General features: G+C 66.4%; 12 protein-coding genes and 1 other RNA gene. 3 read left to right on the top strand and 10 right to left on the bottom strand.

Translation table 11 applies throughout. The features are described 5' to 3' along the window. Positions 1-1,386 (top strand): argininosuccinate lyase, encoded by a 1,386-nt coding sequence (gene argH / locus KP010_RS07630; protein WP_108915753.1) that lies wholly within the window; start codon positions 1-3, stop codon positions 1,384-1,386. 137 nt (positions 1,387-1,523) lie between these two features. On the opposite strand, the gene KP010_RS07625 is transcribed toward argH, so the two are convergent. The 10 genes from KP010_RS07625 to KP010_RS07580 all read right to left on the bottom strand — a co-directional run bounded on the left by KP010_RS07625 (position 1,524) and on the right by KP010_RS07580 (position 8,224). After that, positions 1,524-1,721 (bottom strand): DUF4169 family protein, encoded by a 198-nt coding sequence (locus KP010_RS07625; protein WP_142862586.1) that lies wholly within the window; start codon positions 1,719-1,721, stop codon positions 1,524-1,526. Positions 1,722-1,727: 6 nt separating this feature from the next. Next, positions 1,728-2,285, bottom strand: coding sequence for an SspB family protein (locus KP010_RS07620; protein ID WP_142862587.1), 558 nt, complete (start codon positions 2,283-2,285; stop codon positions 1,728-1,730). 45 nt (positions 2,286-2,330) lie between these two features. Next, positions 2,331-2,702, bottom strand: a transfer-messenger RNA (tmRNA) gene (gene ssrA / locus KP010_RS07615). Between the two features lie 113 nt (positions 2,703-2,815). Beyond that, positions 2,816-3,160, bottom strand: a complete 345-nt coding sequence (locus KP010_RS07610) for a helix-hairpin-helix domain-containing protein (RefSeq protein WP_108915832.1) — start codon at positions 3,158-3,160, stop codon at positions 2,816-2,818. Positions 3,161-3,278: 118 nt separating this feature from the next. Next, complete coding sequence (locus tag KP010_RS07605) at positions 3,279-3,455, bottom strand: hypothetical protein (protein ID WP_158271732.1); 177 nt, start codon at positions 3,453-3,455, stop codon at positions 3,279-3,281. 41 nt (positions 3,456-3,496) lie between these two features. Beyond that, the gene (pth, locus tag KP010_RS07600) at positions 3,497-4,102 is read right to left on the bottom strand and encodes an aminoacyl-tRNA hydrolase (RefSeq protein WP_108915757.1); all 606 of its coding nucleotides are present in this window, start codon (positions 4,100-4,102) and stop codon (positions 3,497-3,499) included. 63 nt (positions 4,103-4,165) lie between these two features. Further along, entirely contained in the window at positions 4,166-4,825 is a 660-nt protein-coding gene (locus KP010_RS07595; protein WP_216280714.1) for a 50S ribosomal protein L25/general stress protein Ctc, read from the bottom strand. A 196-nt stretch (positions 4,826-5,021) separates the two neighbouring features. Further along, positions 5,022-6,827, bottom strand: coding sequence for a translation elongation factor 4 (gene lepA, locus KP010_RS07590; protein ID WP_142862588.1), 1,806 nt, complete (start codon positions 6,825-6,827; stop codon positions 5,022-5,024). A gap of 161 nt (positions 6,828-6,988) precedes the next feature. Beyond that, positions 6,989-7,660, bottom strand: a complete 672-nt coding sequence (locus KP010_RS07585; RefSeq protein ID WP_142862589.1) for a hypothetical protein — start codon at positions 7,658-7,660, stop codon at positions 6,989-6,991. A 231-nt stretch (positions 7,661-7,891) separates the two neighbouring features. Continuing rightward, the gene (locus KP010_RS07580; protein WP_166142279.1) at positions 7,892-8,224 is read right to left on the bottom strand and encodes a Rieske 2Fe-2S domain-containing protein; all 333 of its coding nucleotides are present in this window, start codon (positions 8,222-8,224) and stop codon (positions 7,892-7,894) included. A gap of 123 nt (positions 8,225-8,347) precedes the next feature. Between KP010_RS07580 and cutA the strand changes: the two genes are divergently transcribed. Continuing rightward, positions 8,348-8,692, top strand: a complete 345-nt coding sequence (cutA, locus tag KP010_RS07575) for a divalent-cation tolerance protein CutA (protein ID WP_108915787.1) — start codon at positions 8,348-8,350, stop codon at positions 8,690-8,692. Positions 8,693-8,817: 125 nt separating this feature from the next. Further along, positions 8,818-14,430 (top strand): hypothetical protein, encoded by a 5,613-nt coding sequence (locus tag KP010_RS07570; protein WP_216280713.1) that lies wholly within the window; start codon positions 8,818-8,820, stop codon positions 14,428-14,430. Positions 14,431-14,450 lie beyond the last annotated feature (20 nt).

Below are 14,450 nucleotides of genomic sequence, written 5' to 3'. Positions count from 1 at the left end.
ATGACGAGCAAAATATGGGGGGGCCGCTTTCAGAGCGCAACCGACGCGATCCTGGAGGCGATCAACGTCTCCATCGATTTCGACAAGCGCCTCGGCCCACAGGATGTGCGGGGATCCCTCGCTCATGTCGCCATGCTGGCCGAAACCGGCATAATCTCGGCCGAGGACGCCGCCGCCATCACGCGCGGTCTAGAACAAATCCGCGGCGAAATCGAGGAGGGGCGCTTCACCTTCTCGCGCGCGCTCGAAGACATTCATATGAATGTCGAGTCCCGCCTTGCCGAGCTCATCGGCCCGGCGGCCGGGCGGCTGCATACGGCGCGCTCGCGCAACGACCAGGTGGCGACCGATTTCCGCCTCTATGTGCGCGACGCGATCGACGACATAGACGCGCAACTGGCCGATCTCCAGCTCGCCCTCGCCGAGAAGGCGCTGGAGGAAGCGGGCAGCGTGATGCCGGGCTTCACCCATCTGCAATCGGCGCAGCCCGTCACTTTCGGGCATCATCTGCTCGCTTATGTCGAAATGCTGGCGCGCGACCGCGGGCGCTTCGCCGACGCCCGCGCGCGGCTGAACGAATCTCCGCTCGGCGCGGCGGCGCTGGCCGGCACCTCCTTCCCCATTGATCGCGAGAAGACGGCCAAGGCGCTCGGCTTCGCGCGGCCGACGGCGAATTCGCTGGACAGCGTCTCCGATCGCGATTTCGTGCTGGAGACTCTTTCCGCAATGGCGATCTCGGCGACGCATCTCTCGCGTTTCGCCGAGGAGATCGTGCTGTGGACGACCTCGCAATTCGCCTTTGTCGCGCTCTCCGACAAATTCACCACCGGCTCGTCGATCATGCCGCAGAAGCGCAATCCCGACGCCGCCGAGCTGGTGCGCGGCAAGACGGGACGCATCATCGGCGCGCTGCAGGCGATGCTCGTCGTGATGAAGGGCCTGCCGCTCGCTTATTCGAAGGATATGCAGGAGGATAAGGAAGGCACATTCGACGCGCTCGACAATTTCGCGCTCTGCGTGGCGGCGATGGCCGGCATGATTCGCGACATGAGCGTCGATCGCCCCCGAATGCGCAAGGCGGCGGGCGCGGGCTACGCCACGGCCACCGACCTCGCCGATTGGCTGGTGCGCGCGCTGAATCTGCCGTTCCGTGAGGCGCATCATGTGACGGGCCGCATCGTCGGAATCGCCGCCGAGCGCAGTGTCGGCCTCGAGAAGCTGCCGCTGGAGACGATGCAGGAGGTCGAGCCGCGCATCACAGAGGATGTGTTCAGCGTGCTCGGCGTCGAGAAATCGGTGAAGAGCCGGGTGAGCTATGGCGGCACGGCGCCGGAGAATGTGCGCAAGCAGGCCCGGCGCTGGCTGAAGCATTTGGCGAAGAAGTAAACGTCTGAAGCCGGGCAGTCGGGTGAAGGTTTCCCCACCCTCGCGAAGCGGGCGTCTCGAAGGATTGCGGGCGCTCAGCGCTGAAGCATCCTGCGAGGCTTTTTGCTGCGCAAAAAGCGTGTCGCATTTGGCCGGTATTATCGCTCCGGCTCGGATCGCGACCCTTGCAGCCGATGCGCGTCGAGCTTTTCTTTCTCGAGACGCGCTGTCGCTTCGCCGAGCGCTCGCTCGGACTTCATACGCCCATGGGCGAGGCGATTGGCGTCCGCCTCCGCCTCTTTGGCGCGTCTGTCCCGGACCTTGCGGGCGCGTCGCAGATTGACGATCTCGCCCATGGCGAATCAGGTCTTTTTGCGGAAGGCGTCGATGGAGACGATTTTGGCGGCCTCGCCGCTCTCCTCCGCAGCAGCGGGCTCAGTCTCCTGACGCTTCTCGCTGCGGGCGGCAGGACGCGGGCCGTGCCGGGGCGGAGCCGCCTCGCCGGCGGGCTGCGGCCGGGCGGGAAAACGGGTCGGCTCCTCCTCGCGGGCGGGGGCGAGTTCGTCCACCTCCCATTTGAGGCCGAAATCGACGGAAGGGTCGGAGAAGACCGTCACCGCATCGAAGGGCACATAGAGCTGCTCGGGAATGCTGCGGAAGGACAGGCCCACCGAGAAGCCGCGCTCATCGACCATGAGATTGGAATATTGATGCTGCAGGATGATGGTCATCTCCTGCGGCCATTGCTCGGCGAGGCGCTTGGAGATTCTGACCCCCGGCGCCTTGGTGCGGAAGCTGATGGTGAAATGATGATCGCCCGGCAGGCGGCCGGCCGCCGCCGCATCGGCGAGAACCTTGCGCATGACGCCGCGCAGCGCGTCCTGGACGAGAAGATCGTATCTGATGAGGTCGGTGGACATGACGCTCGCCGAGAACCCCTGTTCGCTCTGCCCCGTCGGGACGAAAGTGGAGGCTTCTGTTGCCAGGCGCCTCCGAGCCCCGCCTAGAAGTGCAACCCCCTAGGGCTTGAATCCCAGTACCTTCACTGCATTACGCAGCGACGGCCACCGGAGCATAGTTGTCGTTGGCAACTATAAGGTTCGACCCGATAACGGCGGTATCATGCCGAGCGAAAAAGCACCCTTTACGCCCTCGTCGATCCTATTTCGCCCCCGCCACAAGCCGCGACGTGAAGATTTCGCGTGACGGCCTCTGGTGGAGGCGCCGGGTACCGCCCCCGGGTCCGATAGGTTTATTACGGAGTTCGTTTATCGCCATAGCCGCCCCGAGAGGCGGCAGTTCACAATATACGCATTAAGGGACGATGCGGAAAGGGGCTGCGCGCAAAGCTTCGTCGATCTCCCCCGACTTTCTGCACGGACGCCGAAAACGCCCGCCGAGGATCGGCGGGCGTTTCGCGAACTGGCTCGGGGAGGTCGCCGGGCTCGGATCAGTTGTGCTTGGGCGCGTCCTTGACCGTCAGCCCGTCCTTGACCTGGGCGAACAGCGCATCGGTCAGAATGCGGTTCTTCACCAGCTCATCCGTGGATTTATAGGGCCGGCCCTTCACGATCGCCTCGGCCAGAGTGTGGGTGAGGCCCTTGACGGCGGAGAGCTGCTCCACCGTGGCGGCGTTGATGTCGAGCGGCGCGGAGACGGCGACGACCTGCTTGACCGGGGCGGCGACGGTGGAGGCGGGGCCCGCCGGGGCCTTGGCGGCAGGGGCGGTCGCGGTCTGGGCGAAAGCCGGAGCGGAAGCGAAAAGGGCGATGGCGAGAATGGCGTTGGTCTTCATGATGGCTGTCTCCTTGGACCGGGACATTTCCCCGATCGACGAACGCATCATGCCGGCGCCCCGCTGAACCCGTTTTGAATGCGGCGTTCAGCTGAAATTCAGCCGCCGAGCCCGGGCTTCATTTGCTCTTCAGGCAGGAGACCGCCGCCGGCAGGCAGGCCGCGCCGACCATGGAGCAGGCCGCCGAGCCATCCTCCAGCCGGGCGCAGACGAGGCAGCCGTCGGTCCATTCGAGGCAGGACGGATGATCCTCGCCATAGGCTTGCGACGGCTTTTCCTCCACGGCGAAGGCCATGTTCGCGCAGAAAAACGCGAGGGCGAAGGCCGCGCGCGCAATCACGCTTCGCCCACGCGCTTGGGCGCGGCAAAGCCCGCGGCGTCCATGGCGAGATGAATCTTGTTCTGCAGGCCGGCGTCGTCGCCCTTGGCGATCAGCGCCGCATTGTCGGCCAGCGCGCCGCAGAGCGCCTTCACCCAGGGTTCCTCGCTCTTCGCGAAATCGCCCAAAACGTAAGAATGCACGCGGGCCTTGTCGCCCGGATGGCCAATGCCGAGCCGCATACGCTTGAAATCCTGCCCGATATGGGCGCCGATGGAGCGCAGGCCATTATGGCCGGCCGCGCCGCCGCCGATCTTCACGCGGCATTTGGCGGGGGCGAGATCGAGCTCGTCGTGAAAAACGACGACATCCGACAGCGCGATCTTGTGAAAGCGCAGCGCCTCGCCGACAGAGCGGCCCGACTCGTTCATATAGGTCTGCGGCAGCAGCGCCAGCACGCGCTCGCCGGCGATGGTCCCCTCGCGGACGAGGCCCTGGAAGCGGGAGCGCGGCGCGGAAAAGCCATGGGCGTCGGCGATCTTCTCGACCGCCATGAAGCCGATATTATGCCGGTTCCCGGCATATTCGCGGCCGGGATTGCCGAGGCCGACGAAGAGCAGCATGGCCGATTGGCTCCGTGCCGAAACAAGCGGGCGATCGGCGGCCTGCGCCGATCGCCCGTCTCGTTACTTCTTCGCGGGAGCGGCCTTGCCGCCCTTGCCCTTGCCCTTGACCGGAGCCGCGGCGGCGGCCGCGGCGGCCGCGATCTCCTCGGCCGTGATCACCGGCGGCGCGATCGACGCCACGGTGAAGTTCTTGTCGGGATTGGTCGGCTTGCAGTTCGGCGGCAGGGTGAACGCCGAGATCTGCAGCGAATCGTTGAAGTCGAGCCCGGTGAGATCGGCGGTGATGGCGTCGGGGATGTTGTCCGCCGGCACCCACATCTCGATCGCGTGGAAGACGATGTTGAGCGAGCCGCCGCGCTTGAGGCCCGGAGCCGCGTCATGATTGACGAAATGCACCGGCACGTCGACGCGCAGGCGCGAGCCGGCCTTCAGGCGCAGAAAGTCGACATGCAGCGGGAAGTCCTTGACGACGTCGAGCTGATAGTCGCGCGGAATGACGCGCTCGGGCTTGCCGTCTATGTCGAGCTCGAAGATCGTCGTGAGGAAATGCCCGGCGTAGATGAGCTTGGTCAGCTCTTTTTTGTCGAGCGACAGCGGCGTCGGCGCCTCGCCGCCGCCATAGACGACTCCTGGTATACGGCCCTCACGGCGAACGCTGCGGGCGGCCCCCTTGCCTGTCCCGCTGCGCACCGCGGCCGCGAGCTTCTTGATCTCGGCCATTTCGGTGTCCTTTTTTAAAAGAGAAAGCGCGCCTTTCGCCTCCAGGGGTGTCGGATGCCGGCGCGCCGCTGGCTTATAGGCGAGGGCCAATTTGGTGGCAAGGCTCGGGGCGCCGTATGAAGGGTTCGGTTTCCGGCGCCTTTCCGATCACTCGCCCGTGCATTTCCATTCGTGACACGCGCCAGAGACCGCGTCCCTAGTCTTCCATCTTCAGCGCGGCGATGAAGGCTTCCTGCGGAATCTCCACGCGGCCGAACTGGCGCATCTTCTTCTTGCCTTCCTTCTGCTTCTCGAGCAGCTTGCGCTTGCGGGTCGCGTCGCCGCCATAGCATTTCGCCGTCACATCCTTGCGGAAGGCGCGCACCGTCTCGCGGGCGATGATCTTGCCGCCGATCGCCGCCTGAATCGGCACTTGGAACATATGCGGCGGGATCAGCTCCTTGAGCTTCTCGCACATTTGCCGGCCGCGCGAATCGGCGCGCGTGCGATGCACCAGCATGGACAGAGCGTCCACCGGCTCGGCGTTCACCAATATGCTCATCTTGACGAGATCGCCGACGCGATAATCGGTGATGTGATAGTCGAAGCTGGCGTAGCCCTTGGAGATCGACTTCAGGCGATCGTAGAAGTCGAACACCACCTCGTTGAGCGGCAGGTCATAGACCGCCATGGCGCGCTTGCCGACATAATTGAGATCGACCTGCACGCCGCGCCGATCCTGACAGAGCTTCAGCACGGCGCCGAGATAATCGTCCGGCGTCATAATGGTCGCACGGATCCAGGGCTCGAGAATCTCGTCGATCTTCACCACATCCGGCATGTCGGCCGGATTGTGCAGCTCGATCTCCTCGCCATTGGTCAGCTTGATCTTATAGACGACCGAAGGCGCCGTCGCGATGAGATCGAGATCGAACTCGCGGCGCAGACGCTCTTGAATGATCTCGAGATGCAGCAGGCCCAGAAAGCCGCAGCGGAAGCCGAAGCCGAGCGCCGCGGAGGTCTCCATCTCGTAGGAAAAGCTCGCGTCATTGAGGCGCAGCTTGCCGATGGCGGCGCGCAAATCCTCGAAATCCGCCGCGTCCACCGGGAAGAGGCCGCAGAACACCACCGGCTGCGCCGGCTTGAAGCCCGGCAGCGGCTCTGCGCATTGCTTTTTATCTTCGGTGATGGTGTCGCCGACGCGCGTGTCGGCCACCTGCTTGATCTGCGCGGTGATGAAGCCGACCTCGCCGGGACCGAGCGAGGCGACATCCAGCATCTTGGGCTTGAACACGCCGATCTTGTCGATCTCGTAATGGGCGTTCGTGCCCATCATCAGAATCTTCTGACCCTTGCGCATCCGCCCATCGATGACGCGCACCAGCACGACGACGCCGAGATAGGCGTCGTACCAAGAATCGACCAGCATCGCCTTGAGCGGCGCCTCCTCGTCGCCCTGCGGCGGCGGCAGGCGGGTGACGATCGCCTCCAGCACATCGGGAATGCCGATGCCGGTCTTGGCGGAGATCAGCACGGCGTCGGCGGCGTCGAGGCCGATGACGTCCTCGATCTGTTGCCGGATGCGGTCGGGTTCGGCCGCCGGTAGGTCGATCTTGTTCAAGACCGGCACGATCTCATGGCCGGCGTCGAGCGCCTGATAGACATTGGCGAGCGTCTGCGCCTCGACGCCCTGGCTGGCGTCGACGACGAGCAGCGAGCCTTCGCAGGCCTTCAGCGAGCGCGAGACCTCATAGGCGAAGTCGACATGGCCGGGCGTGTCCATGAGGTTCAGGACGTAATCCTTGCCGTCCTTGGCCTTATAGTCGAGGCGCACCGTCTGCGCCTTGATGGTGATGCCGCGCTCGCGCTCGATATCCATCGAATCGAGCACCTGCTCCACCATGTCGCGCGCGGCGACGGTCCCCGTCGCCTGGATCAGCCGGTCGGCGAGCGTGGACTTGCCGTGGTCGATATGCGCGACGATGGAGAAATTGCGGATAGTGTCGATCTTGCGCGTCGTCATGGCGGCGGGGATAGCAGCGCCGGGGGGCGAAGGGAAGCGGATTTGACAGAAGCGGGCGGGCTCTGCTCCGGTCTCGGCCCCGATCTCGAGGACGCCGAAAGCGAAACGACGCGCATCCCGGGAAGGCGCGCGTCGTCCGCTATCGGCTCGAGGGAGAGCGATCAGCTCTGCTTGTATCTCGTCTCGATCTCGTGCTTCGCCTTGGCGTAGAGTTCCAGCGCGCGCGGCTTGGCCCATTGATAGGCCTCGACGAGGCGCGGGGCGAGCCAGCGCAGGAAGCTCGCGGTCAGCCGGCCGGCGGTCGCGGTCGCCTCGACGATGCGGTCGAACCAGGGCAGCGCCGCATGGCCCTCCGGGATTTTCGCGCGCGTCCAGGCGACGGCGGCGATGGTCTTCTCGCGCGCGTAATCGCAGAAGACGACCAGCGGATCGGGCGAGCCGGCGGCGGCGAGCCTGTCCTTCAAATAGGCGATCTCGGCGCTCGCCTGCGCGGCCAGCACGGCGGCTTTCTCCTTGGCGCCATGGGCGGCGGCGAGCTCGGCGCGCAGGGCGTCGAGCTCGGCGCTCAGCCGATCGCGATGCAGGACCGCGCCGTCACGCTCGCCGGCGACGGCCGAAACCGCTCTATCCTTCTCCTCCGTCGCGGCGGCGAGTTCCGCGCGCGCGGCTTCGAGATCCTTCGCCAAAGCGCTCGCCTTGGTGATGAGCTCGATCTTGTCCTTGGCGTGGCGATCACGCTCGGCGGTCATCGCCTCGAGCTGCGCGTCCAGGCTCACGGCGTCGGCGCCGCTCGAAGCCTCCTCGGGGACGGGGGGCTGTTCGGACAGGTTCATCTCCTACCTCTCTTCGTGGCCTAGAGACGCATCCGGCGCGAAACATAGAGAATTTTGTCGATTCGGCAAAAGCAGAATCTTCTCCTCGCGCGGGCGCGCCCGCTCACGGCCGATCTCGTCGATCTGCGCGCGCCGAACGGCGCCTAGCGCTCGGCGCAATGAGATCAACCGCTTGTGAAATTCACCCCGTTCGCGACGCCGTACGGGGCCGATCGAGTCCGCGCCGCCCGCTCACCGCTCGGCGAAGAGGGGCGCGACGCCGTCCGTATCTATATAGACCACGCCGTCCTCGATCTTGACCGGATATTCGGCGAGCCGGCTTTCCTGAGGATGGATCGGATCGCCGGTGCGCAAGTCCCAGGTCCAATTATGCAGCGGGCAGGTGAGCACCTCGCCGTCGAAATCGGCGGTGTCCAGCGGCGCATTGGTGTGCGGGCACACGCCCTGGAAGGCCTTGATTTCCCCGCCGAAGGCCCAAGCGAGGATGATCACATGGGAATCGGCGATGACGAGCCGCATTTCCCCTTCGAAAACAGTGTCTTCCTTGCAGACCCTGGTGAACATGTCCTTTTGTCTCCGGATGTAGCCGCGGGTCGGCGGCCGCTCGCCTCGCGCCCAGCAAGAAAAGCGCCGAATGGCGGCCCGCCGCGTTGATTTCGGCCCGAGGCGCGCCCATAGTCACGCCCCGTGAGCGCGAAAGAGCCGAAATTCTGCGTCGTCCAGACGACGATCGACGATGAGGCGGGCGCCGAGCGCATCGCCCGCGCCCTGCTCGCCGCCAAGCTCGCCGCCTGCATCCAGATTTTCCCCATTCGCAGCTTCTACCAGTGGAATGGCGAAACCCGCGCCGATCCCGAATTTCTCGTGCAGGCGAAAGCGCGGACCGAGGATTTCCAGGCGCTCGCCGCCGCCATTCGCGCCGCGCATTCTTACGAGGTTCCGGAAATATTGCGCCTCGACGTTTCCGCCGGCGATCCGGCCTATCTCGATTGGGCCGCGCGCGCGACGGCGCGGGACGCCGCCGCTCGCTGATCCGCGACCGACACTGCGAGCCCAGTTTCACGCAAGCCTCTCCCGGCAAAGATCGTCGCGCCGGCCGCGGCCGCGCCGCCGCGCCTCGGGCCGGCTCGGGAACAGGCGCGCGGAGCAGGGCTGTCATGACGTCGATCTACTCGTCATACACGACCGTGCAGATCGCCCGTCTCACGACGACTGTCATGAGCGAGCTCGAAACCTCGGACATCGAGGGATTCGACACGACGCAGATCGCCGTGCTGACGGCGACGCAGCTCAATTCTATGCAGACGAGCACTCTGCAGGCGCTGGTGACGACGCAGGTCGCCTCGCTGTCGCGCGGCGCGATCGCGCAGCTCGATCTGTCGCAATTCCAGGCGCTCGCCGAAAGCGACTTCGACTCCTTCACGACGACGCAGCTCGCAGCGCTCACCAAAACGGAGCTCAATGCGCTCGACGCGACCGAGATCGGCAGTCTCGACACGACGCGGTTGCAGGCGCTGACCGCGGCGCAGATCGCCGGCCTCTCGACGACGGAGCTCGCCAATCTCTCCTCGACGCAGATCGGGAGCTTCAGCTCGACGCAGGTGCGCAGCCTCACTGCGACGCAGCTCGACGCGCTGAGCCTCGATCAGATCGTCGCGCTGCAAGTGACCAGCCTGACCGCGGCGCAGGTGCGGTCGCTGAATGCGACGGATGTCGACAGTCTCTCCGCGACGCAGATCTCGTCCCTCTCTTCGACGCAAATCGGCGCGCTGACGACGACGGCCTTCGACAGCCTCTCGCAAACGACGATCGAATCTTTGACGACGACGCAGATCGCCGGCGTGGCGGCGACGCAGGTCGCGGCGCTGACGACGACCGACCTCGCCGAATTCACCACGACGCAGCTCGCCGCTCTGACCGTGACACAGACGCGCGCGCTCACGACGACGCAGCTCTCGGCCATGACCCCCACCGAGATTCAGGCGCTGTCGGTCGCGAATTTCTCCAATGCGCAGATCGCCGGGCTCGGCCCCGCCGCGTTCGGAAATCTCTCGGACACGCAATTTTCGGCGCTCACCTCCTCGCAAATCGCTGTTATCTCCACGACAACGCTGAACAGCCTCTCGGAGACGCGGCTCGGCGCGCTCACCACGACGCAATTCCGCGGCCTCTCCGCCGCGCAGATCGCCCGCCTCTCCGATACGACGCTCGCCGAGCTGACGACGACGCGCCTCGCCGATCTCACGACGACTCAGACGCGCGGCCTGACGGCGACGCAGCTCGCGAATCTTTCGACGACGGCGCTGCGATCGCTCGACATCGCCGAATTCTCGGCGGCGCAATTTTCCGCGATGAGCGCGACGACTTTCGCCGATTTCTCCGAGACGCAAGTCTCGGAGATGTCCGCGACGCAGTTCCGCGCGCTCACCACCACGCTGCTGAACGCTCTCTCCTCGACCTTCGTCGCGAGCCTGACGACGACGCAGGTCGATTGGCTCGGCGCCGCGCAGATCGCCGGCCTCACCACGACGCAGCTCGGCAATCTGACGACGACACAGCTGTCGGCGCTCGTGATGACACAGTCGCGCAGCCTGACGACGACGCAGCTCCTCTCCTTGACGACGACGGCGGTCGAGGCGCTCCCCATCGCCAATCTCACCGCCGCGCAGATCGCCGCGCTCGTCTCGAGCAGCGCCGGCGGATTGAGCAGCGCGCAGGTCGCCGCGCTCGCCTCCACGCAGATCGCGGCGCTCACCACCACTTTCCTCAATCAGCTGACCACGGCCGAGCTGCAGAATCTCACGACGACGCAGGCGGCGGCGCTCACTGCGGCGCAGATCGGCGGACTGTCCTCGCAAGCCATCGACCGGCTGACGACGACGCAGCTCTCCGCGCTCACCACGACGCAGGCGCGCGGGCTGACGACGACGCAGCTCGACAATATGACGACGACGGAGATTCAGGCGCTGACGATCACGCGGCTCGCCGCGGCGCAGATCGCCGGCCTCGGCGCGACGGCTTTCGCCAATCTCTCCGTCGACCAGCTCTCCGGCCTCACTTCGGCGCAGATCGCCGCGATGACGACGACGCAGCTCGACGCTTTCGGCGCGACGCAGATCGCCGGCTTGACGACGACGCAGATCGCCGGCCTCACCTCGAGCGAGCTCAATTCTTTCGACGCCAGCCAGATCGCCGCGCTGAGCGCGACGCAGATCGCGGCCATGTCCTCGCGCGCCTTCGCCGGCCTCGTCGACACGCAGGTCGCCGCGATGACGGTGACGCAGATCGCGGCGATGACCTCCACGCAATTCGCCGCCATCACCTCGACCGGCGCCTCGGGCCTCACCAGCGACCAGCTCGCCGCGCTGACGACGGCGCAGATCGCCGCCTTCAGCGCCGTGCAGATGCGCGCGCTCGCCGAGACGCAGATCAATGTTCTGAGTTCGGTTCAGCTCGCCGCATTGACGACGACAGAAATCGCGGCTCTCACCGCGACTCAGGCTTCGGCTCTGACGCTGTCGCAGATCGACGCGCTGACGACGACGCAGATATCCGCGCTGTCCGCGATCGCGCTCGGCGGTCTCGCGGAGAGCCAGATCGGCGAATTGTCGAGCGCGCAATTGAAGGCGCTGACCTCCACGCAATTGCACGCGCTCGGCGATACGCAGGTCTCCGCGCTGCTTCCCTCGCAGCTCGGCGTTCTCGCTGCGACGCAGATCGCCGCTCTGTCGGCGACGGGATTTGCGGGCTTGTCCGCAGACGATGTCGCGAGCCTCACCACGAGTCAGATCGGCGCGCTCACCGCGACGCAGACCGGGGCTTTGTCGGATGCTCAGATCGCCGCGCTCGGCGAGTCGCAGATCGCGGCTCTGAGCCGCGATGGCGCCGCGGGCCTCGGCGCCGCGCAGATCGCCGCGCTGACATGGACGCAGATTTCCGCCTTGCAGACGACGCAGATCGCCGCTCTGTCGACGACCGCGGTCGCCGCCCTGTCGACGAGCCAGGCGGCCAGCCTCGCCGCGACGCAGATCGCCGCGCTCGTCACCACGCAGATGCGCGCTCTGAACGATGCGCAGATCGCGGCTCTGCAGCCGCTCCAAATCTACGCGCTCCAGAAGACGCAGATCGCCGCGCTTTCCACGACCGCAATCGGCGGACTGACGGCGACGGAAATCTCCGAGCTCGCGACCACGCAGCTCGCCGCTCTCACCGCGGGGCAGATGAGCGCGCTGGTCGACACGCAGATCGCGGCGCTCGATCTGACGCAGATCGGCGCCTTCTCGTCGACGCAGCTCAGGGGCCTCTCCTCCGATTCGGTGGCGAGCCTCTCGACCGGCGTCATAGAGGCTCTCACCACGACACAGCTGCGCGGCCTCGCCAGCACGCAGCTCGCCGCGCTGACGACGTCCCAGCTCGGCGCGCTTTCGACGACGCAATTGACGGCGGTGACGACGACGGCGCTCGCCGGCCTCACCGATCTTCAGGCGGCGGCGCTCTCGACGACGCAGATCGCCGCGCTCACCACCACGCAGATCGGAGGGCTCGCCACGACCGCCGTCGCGGCGCTCACCACTCTCGAGATCGCGGCGCTCGCCACGACGCAAATCGGCGCGCTGACTTCGACGCAGGCGGGGGCGCTCACGGCGACGCAGATTTCCGCCTTCAGCCTCGATCAGCTCGCGCGGCTCACATCGACGCAGCTCTCCGGCCTGTCGACGACGACGATCGCCGGCCTCACTCTGACCGAATTGCAGGCGCTGACGACGACGCAGCTGCGCGGCCTCACCGCGGCGCTGGTCGGCGCGCTGACCACGACGGAGCTCGCCGCGCTGGCGACGACGCAGATCGCCGCGCTCACCACGCTCGAGCTGCAAGGCCTCACGCAGACGCAGGCGGCGGCGCTCGCCGGAACGCAATTCGACGCGCTCGCCGCCACGCAGATTTCGGCGCTCTCCACCTCCGCGATCAGCGGCCTGACGACGACGCAGCTCCAGGCTCTGAACGCCACGCAATTCGGCGCGCTGGCGGCCACGCAGATTTCCGCGCTGACCAGCGCGCAGCTCGCCTCGCTGACGACGACGCAGGTCGGCGCGCTCACCGCGACGCAGGCGCGCGGGCTGACCTCCACCGAAGTTTCGCAGCTCGACGCCACGCGCCTCGGCGCGCTCACGACGACGACGATCAAATATCTGACGGCCGCGGCGATCGCCGGCCTCACCGCGACGCAGATCGGATTGCTGACCACGACGCAGCTCGCCAGCGTCACTGCGACGCAGATCGCCGCCCTCTCGACGACCGCGATCGCGGGGCTGAGCAGCGACGAGATCGGCGCGCTGACGACGACGCAGTTCCGCAGCTTCTCCTCCACCGGAATGGCGGCGCTGACGACGACGCAGGTGCTGGCGCTCACATCGGCGCAGATCGGCCTCTTGACCAGCACGCAGATCGGCGGCCTCGCCGCGACGCAAGTGGCGGCGCTGGCGTCGACGCAGCTCGCGCTGCTGAATGCGACGCAGATCGCCGCGCTGTCGACGACGGGCGTCGGCGGGCTGACGCAGACGCAGCTCGGCGCGTTGAGCTCCACGCAATTCGCGGCGCTGACCGCCGCGCAGATCGGCGCATTGTCGACGACCGGAATCGGCGGGCTGACGACGACGGAGCTCGGCGCGCTGTCGACGACGCAATTGCAGAGCTTTTCCTCCACCGAGATCGGCGCGCTCTCGACCACGCAGCTCGCCGCGCTCACCACGACGCAGCTGAAGCTGCTGACCGCGCAGGAAATTTATGGTCTGACCTCCGCGCAGGTCGCCTCGCTCGGCACGGAGCGTTTGACAGCGCTGAGCGCGGCGCAAATCTCCTATCTTTCGACGACCGGCGTCTCGGGTCTCGGCCAGACGCAGATCGCCGCTCTCGCCGACACGCAATCGGCCGCGCTCTCGGCGAATCAGATCGGCGCCCTGTCGCCGTCCGCCGTGGCGGGGCTCAGCACCACAGAAATCGCTTCGCTCACCTCGACGCAATTCGCGAGCCTCTCGGCTTCCGCCATTGCGGCGCTGACATCGTCGCAATTTGCGAGCCTCACCTCGACGCTGATCGCGCTGCTCTCCGCGACCGAGCTCGGCGGCCTCACCGCGACGCAGGCGGCCTCGCTCACCACGACGCAGCTCTCGGCTTTGAGCGCGACGCAGATCGGCGCCGTCTCCTCGGATGGAATCTCCGGCCTCTCTGTGTCGCAGATCGCCAATCTGACGACGACGCAATTCGCGGGGCTGCAAGCCACGCAATTTTCGGCGCTGACGACGACGCAGATGCAGGCGGTGACGACGACCGAGATAGCGGCGCTGACCGATGACCAGCTCGGCGGCCTGCTGCGCCCGCAATTGCGCGCGCTGACGACGACGCAAGTCGGCGCGCTCACCACCACGCAAATCTCGTCGCTGGCGACGACGCAGATCGTCAATCTCACCACCACGGAACTCGGCGCTCTCTCGCCGACGCAATTCGATGCGCTGACCTCCACGCAGATCGGCGCGCTCACCACGCAGCAGCTCGGCAATCTCGACGGCGCGGTCATCGCGTCGTTCGATGCGCGTCAGCTCGCCGGATTGACGACGACGCAAGTCGGCGCGCTGACGGCGACCGCCATCGCCGCATTGACGACCACAGAGCTCCTGGCGCTCAACGGCAATCAGATCGCCGCCTTCACCACGACTCAGATCGCCGGCATGACCACGCAGCAGCAGGCGGCGCTGGCGCAGGCGGTTTCGTGAGCCGGCGCGGGTTCGACGCA

Source organism: Methylosinus sp. KRF6, assembly GCF_018887255.1.
GTDB lineage: Bacteria > Pseudomonadota > Alphaproteobacteria > Rhizobiales > Beijerinckiaceae > Methylosinus > Methylosinus sporium.
The sequence above is the reverse complement of the archived record's forward strand: the minus strand, read 5'-3'. Positions and strand labels throughout refer to the sequence as shown.